The 23,381-nt window shown below is 39.3% G+C and carries 25 protein-coding genes; 8 read left to right on the forward strand and 17 right to left on the reverse strand.

The window, feature by feature from the left end:
* Position 1: 1 nt before the first annotated feature.
* The 8 genes from grxD to CH377_RS08740 form a co-directional block, all read right to left on the reverse strand.
* Entirely contained in the window at positions 2-313 is a 312-nt protein-coding gene (gene grxD / locus CH377_RS08705; RefSeq protein ID WP_100723429.1) for a Grx4 family monothiol glutaredoxin, read from the reverse strand.
* Positions 314-335: 22 nt separating this feature from the next.
* Positions 336-560, reverse strand: a complete 225-nt coding sequence (locus tag CH377_RS08710; RefSeq protein WP_100723430.1) for a BolA/IbaG family iron-sulfur metabolism protein — start codon at positions 558-560, stop codon at positions 336-338.
* A gap of 65 nt (positions 561-625) precedes the next feature.
* Complete coding sequence (locus tag CH377_RS08715; RefSeq protein ID WP_100723431.1) at positions 626-898, reverse strand: BolA family protein; 273 nt, start codon at positions 896-898, stop codon at positions 626-628.
* A gap of 1 nt (position 899) precedes the next feature.
* The gene (locus CH377_RS08720; RefSeq protein ID WP_100723432.1) at positions 900-1,673 is read right to left on the reverse strand and encodes an ABC transporter permease; all 774 of its coding nucleotides are present in this window, start codon (positions 1,671-1,673) and stop codon (positions 900-902) included.
* A complete protein-coding gene (locus CH377_RS08725) occupies positions 1,670-2,587 on the reverse strand; it encodes an ABC transporter ATP-binding protein (RefSeq protein ID WP_100723433.1) in 918 nt (305 codons plus the stop codon). Before CH377_RS08725 ends, CH377_RS08720 begins: the two co-directional genes overlap by 4 nt.
* Positions 2,588-2,649: 62 nt before the next feature.
* Complete coding sequence (locus CH377_RS08730) at positions 2,650-4,029, reverse strand: dihydrolipoyl dehydrogenase (protein WP_100723434.1); 1,380 nt, start codon at positions 4,027-4,029, stop codon at positions 2,650-2,652.
* A gap of 169 nt (positions 4,030-4,198) precedes the next feature.
* Positions 4,199-5,014, reverse strand: a complete 816-nt coding sequence (locus CH377_RS08735; RefSeq protein WP_100723435.1) for a hydroxyacylglutathione hydrolase — start codon at positions 5,012-5,014, stop codon at positions 4,199-4,201.
* A gap of 28 nt (positions 5,015-5,042) precedes the next feature.
* Positions 5,043-5,357, reverse strand: a complete 315-nt coding sequence (locus CH377_RS08740) for an STAS domain-containing protein (protein WP_020768055.1) — start codon at positions 5,355-5,357, stop codon at positions 5,043-5,045.
* A gap of 276 nt (positions 5,358-5,633) precedes the next feature.
* Here CH377_RS08740 and CH377_RS08745 point away from each other — a divergent pair, with 276 nt between their 5' ends.
* Positions 5,634-6,590 carry an MBL fold metallo-hydrolase gene (locus tag CH377_RS08745; protein ID WP_100723436.1) on the forward strand — a complete coding sequence of 319 codons (957 nt, stop codon included), beginning with the start codon at positions 5,634-5,636 and terminating at the stop codon, positions 6,588-6,590.
* Between the two features lie 31 nt (positions 6,591-6,621).
* Positions 6,622-8,115 (forward strand): glycerol kinase GlpK, encoded by a 1,494-nt coding sequence (glpK, locus tag CH377_RS08750; RefSeq protein WP_100723437.1) that lies wholly within the window; start codon positions 6,622-6,624, stop codon positions 8,113-8,115.
* Here the strand turns inward: glpK and CH377_RS08755 are convergent, their stop codons facing one another.
* The 6 genes from CH377_RS08755 to sppA form a co-directional block, all read right to left on the reverse strand.
* Positions 8,116-9,408 (reverse strand): hypothetical protein, encoded by a 1,293-nt coding sequence (locus CH377_RS08755; protein ID WP_100723438.1) that lies wholly within the window; start codon positions 9,406-9,408, stop codon positions 8,116-8,118.
* Positions 9,409-9,423: 15 nt separating this feature from the next.
* The gene (locus tag CH377_RS08760) at positions 9,424-9,711 is read right to left on the reverse strand and encodes a hypothetical protein (RefSeq protein ID WP_100723439.1); all 288 of its coding nucleotides are present in this window, start codon (positions 9,709-9,711) and stop codon (positions 9,424-9,426) included.
* Between the two features lie 50 nt (positions 9,712-9,761).
* Positions 9,762-10,742: a PP2C family protein-serine/threonine phosphatase gene (locus CH377_RS08765; RefSeq protein WP_100723440.1), complete on the reverse strand. Its 981-nt coding sequence runs from the start codon at positions 10,740-10,742 to the stop codon at positions 9,762-9,764.
* Positions 10,739-11,356 (reverse strand): hypothetical protein, encoded by a 618-nt coding sequence (locus tag CH377_RS08770; protein WP_100723441.1) that lies wholly within the window; start codon positions 11,354-11,356, stop codon positions 10,739-10,741. Before CH377_RS08770 ends, CH377_RS08765 begins: the two co-directional genes overlap by 4 nt.
* 123 nt (positions 11,357-11,479) lie before the next feature.
* The gene (locus CH377_RS08775; RefSeq protein ID WP_100723442.1) at positions 11,480-12,898 is read right to left on the reverse strand and encodes an MBOAT family O-acyltransferase; all 1,419 of its coding nucleotides are present in this window, start codon (positions 12,896-12,898) and stop codon (positions 11,480-11,482) included.
* A 22-nt stretch (positions 12,899-12,920) separates the two neighbouring features.
* Positions 12,921-13,919 carry a signal peptide peptidase SppA gene (sppA, locus tag CH377_RS08780; RefSeq protein WP_243402090.1) on the reverse strand — a complete coding sequence of 333 codons (999 nt, stop codon included), beginning with the start codon at positions 13,917-13,919 and terminating at the stop codon, positions 12,921-12,923.
* A 166-nt stretch (positions 13,920-14,085) separates the two neighbouring features.
* Between sppA and CH377_RS08785 the strand changes: the two genes are divergently transcribed.
* From CH377_RS08785 to CH377_RS08805, 5 genes are all read left to right on the forward strand, one after another.
* Positions 14,086-14,958, forward strand: a complete 873-nt coding sequence (locus tag CH377_RS08785; protein ID WP_100723475.1) for an aldose epimerase family protein — start codon at positions 14,086-14,088, stop codon at positions 14,956-14,958.
* A 76-nt stretch (positions 14,959-15,034) separates the two neighbouring features.
* Positions 15,035-16,729, forward strand: a complete 1,695-nt coding sequence (locus CH377_RS08790; RefSeq protein WP_100723444.1) for a DNA repair helicase XPB — start codon at positions 15,035-15,037, stop codon at positions 16,727-16,729.
* A gap of 16 nt (positions 16,730-16,745) precedes the next feature.
* Positions 16,746-17,963 carry a pyridoxal phosphate-dependent aminotransferase gene (locus CH377_RS08795; RefSeq protein WP_100723445.1) on the forward strand — a complete coding sequence of 406 codons (1,218 nt, stop codon included), beginning with the start codon at positions 16,746-16,748 and terminating at the stop codon, positions 17,961-17,963.
* 4 nt (positions 17,964-17,967) lie between these two features.
* Positions 17,968-18,957, forward strand: a complete 990-nt coding sequence (locus CH377_RS08800; protein WP_100723446.1) for a hypothetical protein — start codon at positions 17,968-17,970, stop codon at positions 18,955-18,957.
* Complete coding sequence (locus CH377_RS08805; RefSeq protein WP_100723447.1) at positions 18,942-19,742, forward strand: alpha/beta fold hydrolase; 801 nt, start codon at positions 18,942-18,944, stop codon at positions 19,740-19,742. Before CH377_RS08800 ends, CH377_RS08805 begins: the two co-directional genes overlap by 16 nt.
* On the opposite strand, the gene CH377_RS08810 is transcribed toward CH377_RS08805, so the two are convergent.
* A complete protein-coding gene (locus tag CH377_RS08810; RefSeq protein WP_100723448.1) occupies positions 19,723-21,189 on the reverse strand; it encodes a sodium:solute symporter family transporter in 1,467 nt (488 codons plus the stop codon). The genes CH377_RS08805 and CH377_RS08810 overlap by 20 nt on opposite strands.
* 120 nt (positions 21,190-21,309) lie before the next feature.
* Here CH377_RS08810 and thrB point away from each other — a divergent pair, with 120 nt between their 5' ends.
* Positions 21,310-22,287, forward strand: coding sequence for a homoserine kinase (gene thrB, locus CH377_RS08815; protein WP_100723476.1), 978 nt, complete (start codon positions 21,310-21,312; stop codon positions 22,285-22,287).
* Here thrB and CH377_RS08820 read toward each other — a convergent pair.
* Together CH377_RS08820 and CH377_RS08825 are read right to left on the reverse strand one after the other, a co-directional pair.
* The gene (locus tag CH377_RS08820; RefSeq protein ID WP_100723449.1) at positions 22,284-22,928 is read right to left on the reverse strand and encodes a hypothetical protein; all 645 of its coding nucleotides are present in this window, start codon (positions 22,926-22,928) and stop codon (positions 22,284-22,286) included. The genes thrB and CH377_RS08820 overlap by 4 nt on opposite strands.
* Positions 22,929-22,930: 2 nt before the next feature.
* Positions 22,931-23,248: a hypothetical protein gene (locus CH377_RS08825; RefSeq protein WP_100723450.1), complete on the reverse strand. Its 318-nt coding sequence runs from the start codon at positions 23,246-23,248 to the stop codon at positions 22,931-22,933.
* Positions 23,249-23,381: the final 133 nt, after the last annotated feature.

Here is a 23,381-nt window from a genome sequence, read left to right on the forward strand (position 1 = left end):
ATTAAACGCCGATCTTTTTTTGAAGTTCTCCGCTTCTTGCCATTTCTACAACGATATCGTGACCGCCGACAAATTCCCCGTCGATATATAACTGAGGAATGGTTGGCCAGTTCGCGAATTCTTTAATCCCTTCTCTGACAGACATGTCGGAAAGAACGTTGAATGAATTGTAGTCTGCACCTAAACTTCTTAGAACATTGGTTACTCCTGCGGAAAAACCGCACATTGGAGCGTCAGGAGTTCCCTTCATAAACAGAAATATTTTTTTAGAAGCGATCAATCCTTCTATCTTATCTTGTAATTCTTTATCCATGATACTTGTTCCTATCTGATAATTATGATACTTTGGTTTCCAGTCCTAATGCATGGACTTCTGCCTTTAGTTCGTCCTTTAATGTGGCGTACACCATTCTGTGTTGTTCCACGATGGACTTTCCGGCAAATCCGGAAAATTTTACAATCGCTTTGATATGTACTCCGTCATTGTACGGATCTTGGATCTCTACTTCCGAGCCTGGAAGTCCCGTTTGGATTTTTTCCTGAATTTCTTGGACAGTCATCTGTTATATCTTAGACTCTTATAGTATCAGCACTTTTTAGAATCTCTTCCCGGACAATCTTTTTTCTAAGGGGTGGAGGTCTTTAATTCCAGCGCATGGACACCCCATTCTTTTAGGAATGGATCCATAATCTGGTAAACGGAACGATGTTGTTCTAAAAGTGATTTTCCTTGGAATTCTGGGCTCGTGATAAAGATCCGAATATGGGTCCCTCTTTTTTTTCGGGTAGGGTTCCCAGAATGTCCTGCATGTTGTTCTGAAAAATCTTCGATCTTTAATTCGGAAGGAGATAGTCCATTTCTTAAAAGCCTTTCCATTTCTATAAACATATCTTGCATTTTAGGTCCTTGTTCCATAACCACGGCTGAGCAAAAATACGGAGAGGGAATAAAGGAAAATTGTCCCTACCACTAAAAGTCCGATCGCCTCTGCTGGATCAATATCGCTGACTCCTAAAAATCCATAACGGAAAGCGTTCACCATATATAAAATAGGATTAAACTTAGAGACGATTTGCCATGCATCCGGAAGCATTTTGATAGAATAGAATATTCCACCCAAATAGGTAAGAGGTGTCAGTATGAATGTTGGAATGATGGTTACATCATCGAATTTTTTAGCGTAAAGCGCATTCAAAAATCCTCCCATAGAGAACATCAAAGCGGAAAGTGCCACTGTGATGATTACGATCCCTACATCATATAATTTTATTTCAGTGAAAAATAGGGACACAAGTGTTACTATAAAACCGACTAAAACTCCTCGGACGACTCCTCCGATGGAATATCCAAGAACGATCAAATAAGCTGGGGTAGGGGAAACTAATAGTTCTTCTATATTCTTTCCGAATTTTGCTCCAAAAAAGGAAGATACCACATTATTATAAGCGTTCAGTATCACTGACATCATCACGAGTCCAGGAACTATAAATTGGATATAGGTATGACCACCTACGTCCCCAATTTGAGAACCTACTAATTTTCCAAAGATAAGGAAATATAATGAAATTGTAATGCCTGGAGGGATCAATGTTTGGATCCAAATTCTTAGGATACGAACAGTTTCTTTTCGAACGATTGTGGAGAACGCGTTTAATTTTTCTTGGAAGTTCATAATTTTTTCTCCACTAATTTCAAAAATAATTCCTCCAATCGATTGGACTTGTTTCTCATACTTGATATTTGGATTCCGCTTTTATCTAATAGTCGGAATAACTCGTTTAACGAATTATTCTTACCTATATCCACTTCTAATGTTAGGTCATCCAATTTATTTAAATGGAAGCCATTTAGATCGATAGTAGAAGATACAGGTTGTTTTAGATCCAGTATAAATGTCTGGCTGTCTAGTTTGACCAAAAGTTCCTTCATAGAAGTGTTCTCTACGATCTTTCCTTGGTCTATGATTGCTATCTTCTTACAGAGATTTTCGGCTTCTTCCAAGTAGTGAGTGGTGAGAATGATCGTGATCCCTGATTCGTTCAGTTTAACTAAGAAGTCCCAAAGAGATCTTCTAAACTCTATATCCACTCCCGCGGTTGGCTCATCCAAGATCAGAACTTTTGGATTATGAACTAAGGCTCTAGCGATCATCAGCCTTCTTTTCATTCCACCGGAAAGTCTGCCTGCGCCTTCCTTTCTCTTTTCGTAGAGACCTAATTGGCTTAAATAATTATGAGTTCTTTCTACAGCCACTTTTCTAGAAAGACCGTAATAACCGCCCTGGTTGGCGACTATCTGTTCTACTCTTTCGAAAATATTAAAATTGAATTCTTGCGGAACCACACCAATATAAGATTTTGCTAATGTAAGTTCTTTGTCTATGTCGGCCCCGTAAATTTTCACTTCTCCAGAAGTTTTATTTATTAGGGAACTTAAGATACCGATCGTAGTGGACTTTCCCGCACCGTTTGGACCTAAAAGGGCAAAAAAGTCCCCTTCGTCCACAGTCAGATCAATCCCTTTTAAGGCCTGCACCCCCCCGGCATAGGTCTTCACCAAATTTTTTATCTCTAAGGCTTTGTTCATTCCTGAAAAATCGCTCCAATTCTATGATTTTGAACAAGCCCTGTTTCGACAATCTTTTGGCTTTAGGAAGAGCTTAAGATTTCTCTTGCTTTCCTGGCTGCATTTCTTGCGATTTCAGGCAAAGCGGGATGAACATAAATCATCTTTAGCAAGTCATCTAGAGTCCCACCCATGGTCATCAGGAGTATAAAAAGATGAATGAGATTAGAGGCCTCATCGCCTATGATATGGGCTCCCAGGACTTTCCTGGTTTTTGGGCTTACTAATATTTTGACGAATTGGTCTTCGGATAGTCTAGCCATTCCTGTGGCACTTCCTGAATAAGGATGTATTACTGAGAGATATTCGGTCCCTTCTTCCTTCAATTGTTGCTCTGTTTTGCCCACAGCTGCTACTTGAGGATGGGTAAATACTGAATGGGGAACAGGTGGATATTCGACCGGAGTTCTATGTTTGTCCACATATAAGGAGTTATATAGGAACTCTCCCTCAAAGTTTACTGAATGTCGGAAGAAATATTTTCCAATAATATCTCCCAAGGCATAAACACCGTCAGCAGTAGTTTCGAAATACTCGTTTGTCTTTATATAACCTTTTTCATCCGTTTGGATATTAGTGTGTTGGAGGTCCAACCAATCCGTATTCGGTTTGATCCCTGTGGCGACAAGTAACGCATCCCCTTCTAATGTATAAGTTTCCGAAGAATTTTTACACTCAAGGCGGAAGATTCCATCTTTATAATCTACCTTTGTCACTTCTGTTCCTAAACGAACATCCTCCCTTTTCGAAAATGCTTTTTCGAAACCGTCTATAATATCCTTATCTTCATGAGAAAGCATTCTGTTTCGAACGATAAAAGTGGTTTTAGAACCGAATGCGGAATATGCAAATCCAAGTTCCAGACCAATATATCCTCCACCTATGACCAAAAGTTTTTTAGGAAGTTCGGTCCTTCTAAGTGCTTCTCTGCTGGTCATATATGGAGTTCCTGCAAGCCCGGGAATATTTGGGATAGAAGGCCTACATCCAGCAGCGATAAAAATACGATCAGCAGTGAGTAGTTCACCGTTTACTTTTACTACCTTGTTCTCTACGAATCTACCTTCGTAAGGATAAAAGTCTATATTCGGGTTTTTTTCGTAAGCAGGGATAATACTGTCGGAGTCCGCATCTACTGTTGCAGAAACTCTTTCCACCAAAGTTTTAAAATCGACCGAGAAAGGGCCTGGGATTCCCAATTGAAATTTGGAGGCATCCTTTGCTTGTGCTAAAATTTCCGCGGGATGGATGAGCATCTTAGAAGGAATACAACCCCTATTTAAACAGGTTCCCCCCAAACGATCTTTTTCTAAAATTGCTACCTTATAGCCAAGTTTTGAAGGAGGAGTGACTAGCTTTGTTCCTCCTCCAGAGCCTATTACTAAAATATCATACTTTTTCATGCGGTTAATTCAATGGAGAATGGGATACTTCTAAACGAAAAGAATTCTTTTGGAGAGAGCCTCAGATAAATCTCAAAAATTTACCATAGTATTCTCTCTTATTCACAAAATATTAGATATTGTTTGTACTGATTTCGGGAAAATAAAAAGGAGAAGGAATGGGGCTCTTCTACCATTTATCCCGGAGAGATCTTAAAGCAATAAATAGAGTTTGAGGATCCGACGACATGGATTGGTCCTGCATTTTTTCCCTAATACCGGACACCAAATTTTCTTTCGGATCAAAAACAAGAAAGAATGGGTTGAATGTCCTTTCTTCCGAGAAGTTTGTAGTCCAAAATTCTCGGTCTTCTTTCATACCTTCCACTTTGGATAAGGCTTTGATTGCTGCCTCATTTTTAGGATCAATAGAAAGGCTGAATTTCAGATTGTTTTTGAGATAATCATGCCCAGGGTATAGTCTAACGTTTCCCGGAAGATTTTGAAATTCTTTGAGAACGGTTTCATATAGAGTTTTAGGATCCCCACCTCTGGTGCAATTTCCCACACCTGAATTAAAGATAGTATCTCCGGTGAACACTGCATAGGTAGATCCATTTTCAATCTGCAAAAGGCAAACATGAGCGAATGTATGACCAGGTGTATAAATTATTTTCAGATAAGAATTTCCGTCAGGACTCTCTAAAATTTTTTCTCCTTCTGTCAGGGAATGAGAAGCATGAGGGATTTTTCCAAGCCCAGCAGGATGGGTTAAAACCTTAGCTTTATATTTGGAAACAAGACCATCATTCCCGCAGGTATGATCATTATGCTCATGTGTGTTTAAAATATAGTCAAGGCCCCAGGACTTATTCTCCAAAACCTGAGAAATTTGGTCCGGATCATACGGATCTATAGAAAGTGTTTTTTTAGAATTTGGTTCTCGGACCAGGTAAGTAAAATTTCTGAGAGGACTATCCGTATAGATCCTAAGAACTTCTAACATAGGCTTTTGAAAAGGGAAACTAGGTTTGTTATTGGATAATATCCAGATGTTTATCTAGATTTGCGATCCTTAAAATAGTCATTACGTCTCTGCTTAGGTTTCTAAGCTTCAGATGACCATGTCTTTCTGTGACGTACTTTTGTGTATTGAAGATGGCACCGATCCCGGAAGAGTCTAGGTATACATCCCCCTCAAAGTCCAGGATGATATCCTTATGGCCTTCGTCGAACTGGCGAATGATGAGTTCCTTTAACGCAAATGCGTTTTTCAGGCTTACATTGCCCTGGATCTTAACTACACAAGATCCTTGTTCTAGGGATACGTCTGTTTGAAAACCTTCCAATGAGTGGCTCCGATCTCTATTTCTCTGACTATCCTCGGGTTAAGAAAACAACGGATCTCCGAAAGAATTCTCGGAATTAATTTCTAAACCGGGAGGGAACCCGATCCAATAGACTAATTTGTGGCAAAGAGGAGGTAAACTCTTTTTTAGAACAAAAACTGATCTAAATCTATTTCAAATAAAATAAGAAATCGCTCGCAAAAACTACTGATTCAGTAAAACTGAGTGCTCGATTTTCTACCGAAACTACAGGTTTCGGACGATATTTAAAACTGTATGCGGATCAAATTCTGGGGAGTGCGGGGCTCCATTTCTTCCCCCGTTCAGGGAGACCTGATTCGATCTAAAATTCTTAGGATACTAAGCTTGGCATCTCCGTCCGACCTCCAAAGTCCGGAGGCAATCGAGGATTTTTTAGACTCCTTGGCTCTTTCCAATTGGAGCACCTATGGCGGAAATACTACCTGCATAGAGATCCGAGATAAAGACGATAAACTTGTTATCATAGACGGAGGTACCGGTTTAAGAGAACTGGGAAACTCCATCTTGCACGAAGGTTACGCTTCCGGAAAAGGGAAGGCGGTTTGGATCTTCACTCATACTCATTGGGACCATATCCAAGGAATCCCATTTTTCGTTCCTTTGTATACTCCGGGCAATAAATTCGAATTCGTAAGTTCTGTAGAAAATTTAGAAGAAAGATTGAGATACCAACACACCTTCACTCATTTCCCGGTTCCTTTCGACGGTTTCCAAGCGGAGAAAATTTTCCGCCATGTTCCGGAAGGTAGGGCATTCAGAGTAACAGATTCTATAACTTCCATTTCTAAAGCAGTCCGCCATCCAGGCGGAAGTTTTTCCTATAGGTTTGAAGAAGATGGCAAAGCTCTTATTTTTGCTTCAGATGCAGAATTCAATCTGGACGAGATGGAGAATATAGAAGATTATCTGAACTATTTCAGAGGAGCAGATGTTCTGGTATTCGATACTCAATATACTTTCGAAGAGTCCTTACAGAAAATCGATTGGGGGCATAGTACTGCTTCCATGGCGACAGACATCGCTCTAAGAGCGAATGTTAAAAAATTAGTAATGTTCCACCATGATCCTTCTTATGATGACGAAAAATTGGATGCAGTTTATCTGCGCGCGATTAAATACAAAGAAATGTTTGATCCGGATAACCAATTAGAGATCATCATGGCAAGAGAAGGTCTGGAAATCCAAATTTAATCTTTAATTCAATCGATCAGGGAGTAATCGAATGAGTGAATATATCATCGGAATTGATGCTGGTACCACAGGTATACGTACTTTTTGTTTTAGTAAATCCGGGACAGTGGTCTCAAGCGCATATTCCGAATTTAAACAACATTTTCCTAAACCAGGTTGGGTGGAACACGATCCTGAAGAGATCTGGGCAAAAACTGAAAAGCTTATCTTAAAAGCGATTCGTAATGGGAAATTAAAACCGGAAAAAGCAGTCGCAATAGGTATTACCAACCAAAGAGAGACTACAGTACTATTCGATAAGGATACCGGTGTTCCTGTTTATAATGCGATCGTATGGCAATGTCGTAGAACTTCTGATTTTTGTTCCGGATTAAAGAAAGAAGGTTTAGAGCCAATATTCAGAAGGAAAACCGGCCTAGTTGTAGATGCATATTTCAGCGGAACCAAGATCAGATGGATCTTAGATAATGTTAAAGGTGTACGAGCAAAAGCAGAAAAAGGAAAAGTTCTTTTCGGAACCATAGACACTTATCTTCTATATCGTTTGACTGCAGGAAAATCCCATAAAACGGACCATACAAACGCGAGTAGAACTCTTATCTTCAATATTGAAAAGAAAGAATGGGATAAGGAATTATTAAAAATATTACAAATACCGGAAGCAATCCTTCCTGAAACTCATAACTCTAGCAGTTTGTTTGGAAGAACAGAAGGAGTTAAGGGTCTGCCTGATGGAATTCCAATCTCTTCTTTAGTGGGTGACCAGCAGGGAGCGCTATTCGGGCAATTATGTACCGAACCTGGAGAAGCAAAAAACACTTACGGAACTGGATGTTTCTTATTGTTTAATACGGGAAACAAATTACAAATTTCTAAAAATAACCTGATCACAACTCTTGCCTGTGGGCCGGAAGGAAAAACTGTTTATTGTCTAGAAGGTTCTATCTTTATTGGTGGGGCGGTAATCCAATATCTAAGAGATAATCTAAGATTCTTTAAGGAATCCAAACTTTCCGAGAAGATGGCTTCTTCCGTAACCAAGGATGACGAAGTTGTTTTTGTTCCTGCATTTTCCGGTTTAGGTGCTCCTTATTGGGATATGAATGCAAGAGGTGCAATTCTTGGTTTAACCAGAGACACCACTCAGGAGCAGATCACAAGGGCCGCATTAAAATCAATCGCATTACAATCTTATGAACTAGTAGAAGCGATGGAGAACGATACAGGCTCCAAATTGAAAGTCCTAAAAGTAGATGGGGGAGCTACCGCTAATAATTGGCTCATGCAATACCAAGCTGATATTTTAGGGAAGAAGATCGTAAGGCCTTCAAACCTAGATACAACCGTTTTAGGAGCGGCATATCTCGCAGGATTGGAAAGAGGTTTTTATTCTTCGGTAAACGATCTGAAGAAAAACCAAAAAACGAATAAAGAATTTTCTCCTAAACTAAGCTCCAGCTTAAGAGAAAAGGAAATCCGAGTCTGGAAGAATTCTGTAAAAAGAATTCTAACTCCTGAATCCTAATTAATAAGAAAAAGAGAGTAGGCTAAATTCTAAAGGTTTTCTTTCGGAATTGATGCCTGCTCCAACGATCAGTTTTGCCTGATCATACCTGGGGATCTCCAAAATAGAACCCGCGGAAATTTTAAAAAACTCATACTCATCTCTTTCTTTTTTGGAAAGATAAATATCGATTCTCACAATCTCCATATATTTTGGGATACGGAGAAGTATTTTATCCTTAGTGATAGCATAGAGTTCTATTTCATTCGAGGATCTGTTTAGATTGAACTTCTCTCCCGGGATACCTTCGAATTCTATTTCTGTTTTAGAGGTCACCTCTTCTGCAGAGTCTTTATAAATTGGAAAACTCCCTTCTTCATAATAGATCCTTCGGGAGAACCTTCTAAAGATCTCTTTCTCTACAATTTCAGGAAATGATTCTCCCGGTTCCGGTTTTTTACTTGGACCATCTAAGATCTGTTTCCATTTATTTTTGGAAACATTCTTTTCCACCATTCTGCGAACGGGGGGAGATAGTTTTGGAACTGAAAATTTTAAGATCCTTTCATCCAGTTTGTTTAAAATAGAATTTAAGAATGGCCCGTGTATTAAAGGAAGTATTTCAATTGAGAAGATACGGTCTCTCAGAAATTTTGCAAATTCTATCTCGTAAGTAAATAGATTAGAGACTAATCCTTGTTCTTCAGAAGGAGTTCCTGCATATAAGATTTTTACTAAACGAAATAGATAGGTTTTACTTTCCGGATCAAAATACAACTCTTCAATTTTTTTGATCACTTCTTCTTCGTTTAATTCCGGATTCACTATATCTCTGAGAGAAAGATATTTAGTAGAGAACATTCTTTTTCGGAATATTCTAAAGAGTGTAAACTTTCCAGTTTGAATACTTCCCACTTGTGTTTGTAAAGTTTCCCGAAGGATCAAAATGGGGGCGGTGGATTTCGATGTTGGAGTTCCTACAACACGGTAAGGATTCGAATGAATCTGATAACGAGTACCGTCATAAACTTCCTCGGACTCCTTAGGAAATTTAGAATCCTCTGAATACAATAAACCTTCCGCAAATTTCAAATAGGAAGGCGTTTTAATTGCGGAACTTTGAGTAGTCTTACGATCATACTCTAATTCATACAGAAACTTAGGAATGAGTGAAGCTTCCGAATATAGATAAGGAAGTTCTTCGATTTCGGTTAGAGGAAAATCATAAAAGGGAGAAATTTTAGAATGTACCCTTGCTACAGAGTCAGGATTACAGAATAGAAAATGATAATTTTCTCCCTCGAAATAGATCATGGGAACTTGAAAAAATTAATCTTCTTCAAATAGATCCGGGTGTAAAACGGATAGACCTGGTGCCTTTGTCTCTCTTTTGGAAAGTTTAGAAACCAGTTGTTTTTTGAATAGGGTCCAGTCGTAGGTTTGTTTTAGGGAATTTAACTCTTCTTCGAAGCCATATTGTAAGAAGTCCAGTGTCTCTTCTTCCGTGAGTCCTGTGACAAGACTACTATCTGAAACCACCCTTAGGATTTTACGAATATCTCTCTCATTCCAGACTAGGATTCCTGAAAGTCTTACAACCCAATATTCATGGTCCATTCTTACAGATTCGTCGATTATTTCTCTTTGTTCAAGAGCAAATTATGTTCTTAAAATTTTCTGACCACTAAAAGACTCATATCGTCTTGTATTCTTCCGCCTGTATGTTTCACAACATCGGAAAATAGATCATCTATTAATTTACGAATATTCTTCTTGGGAGTAGTTTCCAAAAATTTGTATAAATTCTCTCCGTAATACCCGCCAATACTTCTGTTCTTTTGTTCAAAAAGCCCGTCAGTGAAGCAGAATAGAATATCATCTCTATCCATTTTGAAACTTTGAGAAGGTTTAGGCTTTTTGAGGGGAGAATTCATCACTGTGGAAAGAAATTTTCCGTCGGTGTTTACTACGTAAGTTTTGTCTTCTTTGCTCTTATATAAAACCAGGCTTGGGTGAATTCCTGAGTGTAAAAAATTTCCCTTATCATCTGCCTTCATTAAAAGGAAAGTTGCATAAAGACTACGGTGTATATGGGGAAATGTATTAGTCCTTTCTTCCAAATGTTCTAACATTTGGTCTATGATCTCATGAGGAGTTTCGAATTTATGGACCAGATGGCTCATTTGGTTCATGATCATGAGACTGAATAGTCCGGCCACATACCCATGACCGGAAGTATCTCCAATCCCCATCCAATAATTTCCGTCTTTGTCTTTCAGAAAATTATAGAAATCCCCTCCAATAGGATTATAGGTCATACATCTTCCGCGGATCTCGTAATTTTCATCCACATAATCCAGAGGAAGAACGTAGTTTTGCATCCTACTATCTCCTCTGCGGAAACGTTTGATTATTTTACCGAATTCTTGCTCTTTCGGTAGGATTTTCTCCGTTAAAAACAGAACGAATGCAGAAAAGTTAATGAATAAAGTAAAACAACATACTAAAAGTAAAACGATCGGAACTCTAATTGGAGGAGTATAAAACTTAAGTCCGATCCCTAAAGTACCTAAAATGGAAAGATTCAGCACGATCAAAACCGGCCAAGCGTCTTTCATGTACTGTTTGATCGTAGTGGAACTTCTCATCTTACTTTAAAATAGGCATGGCCTTGGTATTCCTTCTTGGAATAATTCCTGCGAGAAATCCGAAAGAATTCATCTTCTGCATAAGGTGTATTTGTCCCTTCCACTACACCGAAAGGTTTTTCCCTATAACCTGATTCATAGATCATAGGAATTAAGGTGTCGCTTGAAGGATCGTAATGATACAATAGTTTATGAGAAGTTTCCAGGAAATTTATTTCAGGACCTGAGATTTGTTTTCCATCTTTCCAAACGGTTTCTTCTTTTTTGATTTTTTGTGTATTAAGCAGAAGCCAGTTCCCACGAGACTCATATTTCCCGGATCCTTCTATTTGGATTCGACGAATTTCTCCTTTTTCTTCGATCTCCCTCAAGTAGTACTTTTGGAAAGATTTCTCCGAATTAGAAAATTCCAATCTTTCTGTATGGTTTTCCTTATAAGTGACTGAAGTGAAAGGGGAGAAGGGAGGAAGTTTTTTGCTATAGATTCCCTTTAGGATAATATCGCTGGAAGATTCTGGTCTTTCTGGAAGCTCTCTTATCCAAGAAGGTGGAAAACATCCATTGAAAAGGGAAAGAAATACAAATATTCTGAAAACTGTAAGTATGTCTTTCATTGGAAACCGTTAGAAAAGAAACACATTATTTGTAAGTTTCGTCTTACTTACTACACTTCCAAAATCCCTCCCAGGCGGAAGAAAGGCAAACCGGAAATATCGCAGTGTTCACCCTGCGGAAAATTAAAACTGGAAGTAGATAAATTCTCCGCCTCCATCCCCGAATATACCCATTAATAAAAGTATAATGATGGAGAAGGAAGGTAATAACCAGCGGAATCTGATCTGGATCTTTTCTCGGATGCTTGGGTAATATTGAACCGCATTCCAGAGAAAAGTGAAAAGAATGAATGCAGCCAATTCTTCCCAGCGTACTAATGCCTTGCCGCCAATGATATTTAAGAAACCTGTAAAATAGTCCCAAGCTAGATTGAGTGAATTTTTACCTGCTGCAGCAGTTCGGAAGAAGATCCCTGAGATCGCAAATAAATGTATGATCAGAGCAACTTTCCAGAAACGTTTCCAACCTCTCGGCTCTTCTTCTTTTTTAGGATCGCCCGGTGAGAAGAATCTTTCCACTGCTAAGATCAATCCTAAATATGCACCCCAAAGTACATAGCCGAAGTTCGCTCCATGCCATAGACCGCCCAAGGTCATTGTGATCATTGAATTCGCTTGGGTTCTCCAGAATCCACCTCTACTTCCACCTAATGGGATATAGAGATAATCTCGGAGCCAAGTGGATAGGGTAACATGCCAACGTCCCCAGAATTCTCTGAAACTTGGAGAGAGGAAAGGTCCTCTGAAGTTTTCAGGGATCTCATAACCAAGCAAGTATGCGGAACCTCTTGCCATATCAGTGTATCCGCTGAAATCACAATATACCTGGCATGCAAATCCAAATGTTACTAGATATAAACTGAAAAAATTATATTCTCCCGGATGTTGATAAATCCCGGAGATGATCCCAGAAATATTATCAGCGATCACTACTTTCTTAAATAGACCGGAAAGAATTAGAAAAACTCCCCATTGTACTCGATTGAAATCGATTGCAGGTTTGTCCAGTTTTGGAAGGAAGTCAGTGGTCCTCATGATCGGTCCCGCGATCAATTGAGGGAAGAATAAGATGAATAGGAAATAATCTAATGCAGAGATCCTTTCTGGAACATGGTCTCTGTGGATATCCACTTGCAACGCGATCAATTGGAATGTGTAAAAGCTGATCGCGAGAGGTAAGGGAATATGGATCCCTTTTCCGAATTCTGAAAATTGTAAGGAACCGGTAAAGAAGTCCAATGAATCCAAAAAGAAATAGAAATATTTGAAGAATGCTAGGTTAATAAAATTTAAGACTATGATCCAGGTAAGAAGTTTGGATGTGGATTTACCTTCTCTTTTATTTTTCCAAAGTTTAAGTGAAAAATAGAAGTTCACAGCGATCACGAGTAAGAAGTGGATCGAAAATGCAGCACCGGAGTAAAAATAGAAAAGAAGAGAAGAAACTAAAAGTAAAGGTTTCCTTCCTTTTTGAGGAAGGCTCCAATACAGTAGGAATGTAAGCGAAAATAAAGCTAGGTAGGGAAGGGAGTTAAAAAGCATTTTAGAATTATTTTATAAAACCTTATTCGGGGGAGAATAGATAATGCAATTTATGATCCGGAGAGATACGGAACGGCAGCAAAGATTCCAGTAATGTAGGACCGGTTCCTGTATTACTGTCTATTTGGTAGAAGTTTTCAGGTTGAGGTCCCTTATAAGAATAGAATACGATTCTCGGGCTAAGTGTAGAAGACGCCTTATATCCAGGAAGTTTTGTTATTTGAACAACCGCATCTTCGAAATAACCAATGGAATCAATGAGTCCTGTTTCCAATGCTTGGTTTGCAGAGTAAATTCTTCCATCTGCTAATTTTCTAAGTTCGGATTCTTTTAACTTAGGTCTTCCTTTTTTGATAATACTTAAAAACCTTTCGTAGTTCTCCATGATGATATCCTGGAAAACTTTCTTTTGTTCCGGGGTGAATTCTTCTACCGGGTTTCCTGTGGCCTTGTTTGGACCGGAACGAATTGTGCTACTCTTGATACCGAGTTTGTCCAAAGCTTCTTTCGCATTGATCCCGAATCTAAGAACTCCAATGGAGCCTGTAATCGTTGTAGGATGAGCTTGGATATGGTCAGTTGCCATACTTAGATAATATGCACCTGAAGCTGCAGTGTCCATGAATAGAGAAAGAACCGGCACATTCTTCTTCTTTTTGAATTCTAAGATTTCATGATGGATTAGATCGCTCGCAGTCACTGATCCGCCGGGAGAATCTATTTTTAAGATTACTCCTTTGATCTCTGGATCTCTCGCTGCCATAGACAAATAGGTTTTGACCCTGCTGACAATGCTGTCCTTTTCTCCGGATAGAAGTCCTCCTGAGGATTTTTGTCCGGAGATTTCCCCTTCGATAGGAATGAGTAATATTTTATCAGGGCTTTCTGTAGAAGAACCGGTGACTAATTTTTCCTTAGGGATAGGAGAAGTTTGGTTCGGAAAAGAAAGAAACAAGCATTGGCTTAAAAACAAGATTCCTAATACAAATAGAAGTGATTTGCGGAGTAGGAATTTCATCATAAAGCCTCCTGCCCATTTTGGGAGGGCCGGGTATCGCTTCAATTCCTTTCCTTTTTGTTTGGCATCCAAAAAAAAGTCTCAGATCCGTTTTTTACTTTCCCTCTCAGCTAGTTTTCCCAACCTCCTTCCCGCAATGTATGAATTTCGGACGGAGAACTCTCGTTTTTTGACCGACGGTACCCAATGGTTTTCTTGGGACTGGACCCATCCGATTACAAAGGAAATTTTTCCGATCATTCTACCTTATGATAAGAGTGTAAGTATATTCGAATCAGGTAATTTTTTAATGTTTCCATGGGTGAATCGACATGCATCTCAGGAATTCATCCTAAACGGTAAAGTGTGGAATGCTAAGCAGTTGATCCGTGATTCCAATCAATTTCCAGTCCATGGCCTAGTACATTCTTTAGAGAGAAAACTTTTAAAACTGAAGAATAACCAAAAGGGTGCGGAGTTTAGAGTAAACTTTCCGGAAGAATGGAAGGATTCTCCGCTTTCAGGAGTTGCAATCCGAGAAGAATATTCAATCGAAGAGACTTCTTCCGGGACTCTCCTAAGTGTGAAGACTAGATTTAATAATTTAAGATCTGATTCTATTAGATTTGCTTATGGTTATCATCCATATATAAATTTAGGAAAAAATGATGAAGATTGGAAACTTCATCTTCAATTGGACAAAAATTTGGAATTAGGGGAGAACTTAGTTCCGATCCAGCCTTTTATTTCTAACTCGATTTCTTCCGTTTTGGAAGACCAGAAGATCCCAAGTTTAGATCATTTGTTCTATGGAAAAGAACCTAGAGTTGTTTTGGAAAATGGAACCAAAAAATACTCTATCACGATTTTAAGTCCTCCACCGGAAGAAGGACAAATTCCATTAAATTATTATCAAATATATACAAAACCTGATCGTTCTGCGATTGCAGTCGAACCTTGTAGTTCTCCAGGCAACGCACTTTTGTCCGGACAGGATTTAAAAGAGCTAAAAGGGCACTCCGAAACCTTCGGAGAATTTAGGATTTTGGTGAGATCGTTATGATTCGGCCTTATAATCGCTTTCTTCTTGACAAGGAAGGGGTCATTTTCAGTCTAAGTTTTAGGGGAGATTCCACGCCGTGAGTAAACCGTTAATCGTACAAAGTGATAAGACTATGCTTTTAGAGGTGGACAATCCTGAATTCGAAGCCTGCCAGCTGGTCGTAGCTAAATTCGCGGAATTAGAAAAAAGTCCGGAATACCTACACACTTATAGAATTTCTCCTCTTTCCTTGTGGAATGCTGCATCTATCAAAATGAGCGCAGATGAGATCGTAGAATGTTTGGAAAAATATTCTAGATATTCGGTTCCGAAAAACGTAGTCAATGAGATCAAAGAACAGATCGGAAGATACGGAAAAGTAAAATTAGTCAAGGAAGAGAATGGAGATCTTTGTATCATCTCCAATGAAAAAGGATTTTTACAAGAGATCTCAAATCATAGAGCAGTCCAGCCTTATATTGAAAAGACTGAGAACGATAAGATCTATATCAAAAAAGAATTCAGAGGTCATATTAAACAGGCTCTGATCAAGATCGGTTTCCCAGTCGAAGACCTTGCAGGTTACGACGAAGGAAACAAATACGGATTTAACCTAAGGCCTACTACCAAATCAGGTAGAAAGTTCGGAATGAGAGACTATCAAAGAGCCTCTGTGGAAGTATTCCATGCGGGTGGTGGGAACGAAGGTGGATCCGGAGTGGTGGTTCTTCCCTGCGGTGCCGGTAAAACGATCGTAGGTATAGGTGTGATGCAGATCGTAGGAGCAGAAACTCTGATCCTAGTCACAAACACACTTTCTATCCGTCAGTGGAAAAACGAAATTTTAGACAAAACTGATATTCCTGAATCTGATATCGGGGAATATTCCGGAGAAGTGAAAGAGATCAAACCGATCACAATCGCTACTTATAATATTCTCACACATAGAAAGAAGAAAGGTGGAGATTTCACCCACTTCCATCTATTCAGCGCAAATAACTGGGGACTAATCGTTTATGACGAGGTTCACTTACTTCCTGCTCCTGTGTTCAGAATGACTTCCGAATTACAGGCAAAAAGAAGATTGGGACTCACTGCAACTCTAGTCCGAGAAGACGGACTGGAAGAGGACGTATTCAGTTTGATCGGGCCTAAAAAGTATGATGTGCCATGGAAGGAATTGGAAAGCAAATCCTGGATCGCGGAAGCAAAATGTAAAGAGATCCGTGTTTCCATGGAAGATGATCTTAGGATGAGATATTCTATCGCAGACGATAGAGAGAAGTTCCGCTTGGCATCTGAAAATCCGGAGAAATTGAAAGCGATCGGAATGATCATGAAAAAACACTCCGAGTCTCATCTACTTGTGATCGGACAGTACATCAATCAGTTGGAAGAGATCTCCAAAACTTTCAAAATTCCTCTAATCACAGGAAAAACTCCTTTGGGAGAAAGACAGGAATTATACGATGCGTTCAGATCGGGTAGGATCAAGTCACTAGTCGTTAGTAAGGTTGCAAACTTCTCCATTGACTTACCGGATGCGAATATTGCAATCCAGGTTTCAGGAACCTTCGGTTCTCGTCAGGAAGAGGCACAACGTTTGGGCCGGATCTTAAGACCAAAAGGTGAGGATAATACTGCAGTTTTCTATTCTTTGATCTCGAGAGATACGAACGAAGAAAGATTCGGTCAGAACAGACAACTTTTCCTTACGGAACAAGGTTACGAATACGAAATATACACTCTTGACCAATTCAGAGAATCCCTCGAAGAAAAAGTCGGAGCATAATAAAAAAGAGGTCTAAATGGAATGGAACGCAAGAAGGCTGGAGGTAGTCGAGCCTTCACCCACCCTAGCAATCAGCGCTAAGGCGGCAGAACTAAAAAAGAAAGGCGAAGATATCGTAAGTTTCGGAGCAGGAGAACCTGACTTCGAAACACCGGCCCATATTAAAGAGGCTGCTAAAAAAGCGATCGATAAGGGAATGACCCGTTACACTGCCGTTTCCGGTACGGTGGAACTCAGAGATGCAATCATCACTAAATTCAAAAGAGATAATGGACTGGAATATTCCAGAAACCAGATCATTGTAGGAACAGGCGGAAAGCAGGTTATCTATAATTTCTTCTTAGCTACCTTAAATCCAGGAGACGAGGTTGTGATCCCGGCTCCTTATTGGGTAAGCTACGCGGATATAGTACGTCTAGCAGAAGGTAAGCCGGTCATTGTTCCTACAAGCAAAGCGGACAATTTCAGAATTTCTCCTGCACAATTAGAGAAAGCAATCACACCTAAAACAAAGGTAGTGGTTTTGAATTCTCCTTCTAACCCAACTGGTTCAGCATATTCAAGAAAGGAATTGGAAGCGATCGGAGAAGTGATCTTAAAACATAAGGTTATGGTTTTAAGCGACGATATCTATGAGAGTATCGTTTTTGACGGATTCCAATTTTCGAATCTGGCAATGCTTTCACCTGAATTGAAAGAACTTACATTTATTGCGAACGGTGTGTCCAAAGCATACTCCATGACTGGTTGGAGAATTGGTTACGGAGCTGGGCCTTTACATATTATCCAGAACATGGATACTATTCAAAGTCAGTCTACATCCAATCCTTCTTCTATCTCCCAAGCTGCCGCAGAAGCTGCACTAATTGGAGACCAAACATGTGTAGCTGAAATGGCCAAAGCTTTCCAAAAGAGAAGGGACCTAATCGTAGGACTTTTAAACGAGATTCCAGGCGTAGAAGTGAATGTCCCTCAAGGTGCATTCTATGTATTCCCTTACCTAACTGGAGTGTATGAGACTGACGGTTTCAAAAAACTACAATCTGCAAGTTCAGAGACAAGCAAGAGTAAATTATTCTGTGCTCATCTTTTGGATAAGTATAAAGTAGCTGCGGTTCCAGGGATTGCATTCGGAGACGATAATGCACTTCGTCTATCTTATGCGATGGGAGAAGAAGATATCAAAAAAGGTGTCTCAAGAATTTCCGAAATGGTAAAGGATTTCTCCCGTTAAAAGAATGTATTTACGTCGGTTAGTATATCTAATACTGATCGCGACATGTACATTCTCCATTTCTGCTCAAGGCAGAAAGCAGTACATCGTTTTGGATCCGGGGACAGAACTTTATCTGTTCCCGGAAAAAAAATCGGAAGTATTACGCAAACTTTCCTTCGGTGAGATTCTATCTTCTGAAAATCAAAAAGAAGCAGATTCCAAATTCCAATTACTCACAGACAAAGATGGGCTTACCGGTTGGGTGGATTCCCGTGCTTTATTTAGAATGGGAAGTAAGGGAAGTTATCCTGTAATCACAAAGGCGATCGAAAAACTTCTATACCAAGATTCTGGACCGAATGAGTTAGAATCCGTTTTTACCTATTTAACAAAAATAGAAGAAGGTCCCATCTTCCAAGGAAACGAGTATTTATTCCTGAAAATCCGTAGGTTAGTGGTATTACAAAGATACTCAGAAGTTTTACAATCTCCTGAATACAGATCCAAATCTAGACAAAAGTTAGAAGACCTTTTAAAAAATAATCCAACTGAGCTTGCAGTATATTCCAAAACAGGAAATTGGACAGATACATTATCCAATGCGCCAGAAGGTTCTAAATTAAAAGTCAGACCAGAAACTTTTTGGAAAGTAGCAGAGGCTTATCCAAATTCTAAACCTGGAGATTTTGCAGCTTACTTAGCTGTAAAATACACACCCGAGATCAGATGCGGAAGAGATCCGATTTGCGTTTTGCAGGATGAAGAAAACCGCAGACTAAAATATCTACTTTTGCAACCCAATGGGAACTATGCTCCCATCTTCTCTACTCACTTAGAGAAACGACTACTTCATTTTTCCAAGGATAAAGAAACCTTGGTTTGTGATACTAAACTTCCTAAAGAATCAGGTCTTAAAAATTTCAGAAATAAAGTACAGGAACTTCCTTCTAGGTATGGAAAGAAGTTCTATTCTAAACTGAAAGTGATAGAAGAGGAATGTTTAAAGAAGTGAAACTTTTCTTTAAAGAATATCCACCCAAAGAAACCGCAAAGTTAACTACTCCTATCTTAATATTACATGGACTGTTCGGTTCTTCCAAAAACTGGGTAAGTGTTTCCGATTTTTTAAGCTCTTATTCCAAAGTATATAGTTTGGATCTCAGAAACCACGGAGATTCCCCGCATTCTCCGGAACATTCTTTGAGTTTAATGGCAGAAGATATAAAAGAATTTATAGAAGATCATAAACTTGATAAAGTAATTCTACTTGGTCATTCCATGGGGGGCTTAGTCGCAATGACATTCGCGCTTAGGCATCCTGAAAAGGTAGAAGATCTGATCATTCAAGATATAGCTCCTAGAGACTATGAATTTAAATACGAAGGGGAGCTTGCAGTTTTAAGAACGGATCTTTCCACCTTTAAAAATAGACAAGAAATTGATTCTGCTACTTCTGGGTTCGTTACAAATCCATTTATCCGAAATTTTTTACTAATGAACCTGGATAGAACAGAAACCGGGCAATATCGTTGGAAACTGAATGTGGATGCGATCTCTCATTCTAAAAATATGTTTCAGGCGGAATTTTCCGGGGCGGACAAACAATATTCTGGAAAAGTGATATTTATCATAGGTGGCGATTCGGAATATTTTCATACAAGCGATAAGATTGTATGTTTAGAATATTTCCCGAACGCGAAATTTGAAACAATTCCAGGTGGAGATCATTATATCCATTTTACCAAAGCGGAGGAATATCGTAAGATACTGACCGCTTTTATGGATTCTGTCGTTTAGAGTTCAGGAAAATAAATCCTGAAAGGAATGCAAAAGTCCAGAACAAGATCATTCCAAGTGGAACAAGAACTGTAAAATTGTAGTTCTTCACTGTTCCTGAAATTCCAGTCACCAGGATAGAACCGGCCAAGGCTAATGCCAATCCCAGATCAGAAACAATAATTCTTTTTCTTAAGAATGGGATCACTTCTGTTAAGAATACAGCCACCATAGAACCCACTGTAAAGGAAGAAATCTTGAGTCCTAATTCTAAAAGACCTTTTGTGTAAGTTTCGGGAAGGGAGAAAAAGAAGAAGGAACTAAAGAAAAGTAAGATCCCGAAGAAAACGGAAGATAACTTTTGTCCTCCTAAATTCCAGCCGAAATCCGCTTTCGCAGTTAAAGATAGTGAGTTTATAGAACTGGATAATGTGGACATTGTAGATGCCAATATCCCGGAAAGTAGGAGTCCTAAAAACGGAGCTGGAACTTCTTCTATTAGAAATTTGGAAAATACCTTGTCTTGAGCGATTGTTTGTCCATTGAACTTATAAAATAAGAAAGTCCCGATTCCCAAAAATAGTATCATTTGGAAGAAAACCGCAATTCCGGAACCGATCATTGCCTTTTGAGCGTCTTTTACGTTTCTGGCAGCAAGAGACCTTTGGATAAACATTTGGTCCGCTCCGTGGGTCCCTAAACTAAGCAAGGCTCCTCCGAGCACAGCCCAAGGCATAAAGTAAGTCGCAGAAGTGTTTTCCCATTCTAGGAATTTCAGTTTGTTTCCTTGCCAAGCGGAAGAGATGACTGTTAAAGGTTCTGGATTTGATTGATAGAGCAAAACGAGTGCGAATACTCCTCCGAATACATATACAAAATATTGTAATGTGTCCACCCAGACAACTGATCTGAATCCGCCTTGCATCGTATATAAAACTGTGATCAAGGTGACGATTGCTAAGGTCCAAACCCCAATCGAGTATTGACTAAACGAATAGGGTAAAATTTTAGGAAGGCCTAATTCTAATAACATAGCGACTGGAAGAGTGGATGCATAAAGCCGGACACCATCTCCTAAAACCCTGGTAACAGAAAATAGACCTGACATTGTTTTTTGGGATTTTCTTCCAAATCTGGTGCCGACCCATTCGTAAACGGAAAGAAAATTATGGTGATAGGTGAGTGGGATAAGAACTAATGCAACGACTGTCCTTCCTAAAATATATCCGAACACAACCTGTAAGAATGTAAAGTTTCCTGAATAAGCGATTCCAGGAACGGAAAGAAAGGTCAATGCAGAGGTTTCCGTCGCTACAATGGAAAGTGAAAGTGGAACCCAAGAAAGAGATCTGTTCGCTAAGAAGAATTCCTTGGATTCTGAACTATTACGTCCGGATTTATAACCGGAATAAAGAACGATCCCAAAATAGAAAAATAAAACCAGAGCATCGGACCAAGCAAAATGCATACGCGAGCATTCTTTCTTTCGCGAAGTTGAGCGCAAATCAGAATTCTTTCTATTTTAGAAAAGCAAATGACGATCGGAGAATTTCCCAAAAGATGGCAGAAAATCCGGATACTCGCTTCCATGAGCACTCCAAAATACAAATTCCAAATTAAGGTCCCAGGAACTTCCGCTAATTTAGGTTCTGGTTTCGATCTATTGGGATTGGCATTCCAAATTTATAACGAGTTCAGTTTTGAATTCGGAAAAACTTCAGAGTTCACTCGGAAGATCAAAGGTCCTTCTGCTCCAGTCTTTACAGATGATGAGGATCTAGTTTTACAATCGTATAAAACATATTTTTCGGTATTTGTATCTTCCCAGACCAAGTCGTCCTCTTCTCCCATTCCTTATTCTGTGACCATGGAACTGGGACTTCCTTTAAAGGGCGGTTTGGGTTCTAGTGCGAGCGCAGTGGTTGCCGGATTTTCTGCCGCAAGATTCGCTCAAGAAAAATATTTTCCGGATACAAAACTTCCGAGTGAAGCAGAGTTTTTATACCAACTCGCATTATTAGAAGGTCATCCCGATAATACAACTCCTGCTTATTTAGGCGGATTTGTTTTCTCTTATTTTGCGGAAGATAAACTTTATTATTTTAAAAGAAAATTCCCTAAGAATGTACATTGTTTCTTTCTCATTCCTGAATTGGAGATCTCGACAAATCATTCTAGGAAATGTCTTCCGGATACCTATCCAATTTCTGATATTATTTTTAATTTGAGTAGAATGTCTACTTGGTGGGAATTTTTAGAATCTGGAGAGCCTGGACTTCTAAAAAGAGCATTGGAAGATAAGATCCATACTCCTTATAGAATGAATTCTGAATTTCCTCTTTTACCTTTGGTCCAAGAAATTGAAAAATCTGCCATTGGTATTTCTCTTTCTGGAAGTGGTCCTGCAGTTCTTGTATATACTAGAAGAAAGGACTCTAAAAGATTGGAGAAAAAATTCTCTGAACTTACAAAACAATTTTCCGAAAAATCTGGGATAACTTGCAGGTTTGTGCGTCTTTCTCCAGATACAACCGGAGCTAAAATCCATTTTAAAAAGATATCTTAATCTTCTTCCGAAGATCTTTCTTTTCCGAATGAGTATAGTCCTTTTTTATCTCTCGATCGGGTAGCAAGCCCAGGATGGATCTTCTGGACTGAGAATACGAATCTCATTCTTTCTTTTCCAAGCTTATTCACAAAAAAGTTAGAGGTAATCCCAATCTCGAAATATTGGGTCATACGATCTTTGATGATCTTATCGGAGATCCTAAATGATGCAGTTTGTCCTATGATCTCGTGGCTTTCTAATTTTTCTTGAGATTCCATTTTGGAAAAGTACTGCATACGAGGAGGTTTCATAATTGCAGGGCCGGAACGATTGATTAGAATATCATAATCTTCCGTATCTTTTCCTTTTTTTAATACGAATACTAAGTGATCGTCTTGGATGGATTTGCAAAGGGTAGGTATGTCTCCGTAGACTTGGCCTATGGAAAATCTATAAATACGTGTACTTTCCGGGACTACGATTTCGAAGGTGTCTCCTTCTTCCGGTGGGTCCATTTGGCCTGGGCGTGTTTTGGCCGCATATGGGCGTAATACTTCCCAATAAAAAAAGAATCCCATCCCTGAAACTGCAATGAGTGTCAGGACGCCTAAGGCTAAATCCAGCTTGGGAGAAAATACAAGACCTAACTCGAAAGCCAAATTTAACCTTTTAAATCAATTTTACCGCGACCGGTTTTCGTTTCTGAGACAGAACTGAATCTGGAGCTTACGATCATAGATAAAAGATCTTTCATTTGCTCCGGACTGATCACTTGGCTCATTCTTTCTTCTGCACTTACCGGGGTTGGTTTCATTACCAATTCATCCCCTTTGGGATCGTTTTTCAGTTTGATTCCTTTCCAATCGGCAGCTTGGATATCCAATACATCTCCGACTGGTTCTAGTTCGGGTTTAGTTTCTCTCTGCACCGGAGACCAGGTCGCCGGATACTGTCCCGAATGTATACCATTTACGTTCATAAACCTAAACCTCCGTTTTCAGGTTCCTATTAATTCCTATCGGAAATCCGATCGCTTGCTTAATTTTTTTTCGAAATAATTCCTATATAAGCCGGAATTTGAAGGTTTTTTTTCCTATGGACTTGGATCGATT

The sequence above is a fragment of the Leptospira haakeii genome, from assembly GCF_002812045.1.
Lineage (GTDB): Bacteria > Spirochaetota > Leptospiria > Leptospirales > Leptospiraceae > Leptospira_B > Leptospira_B haakeii.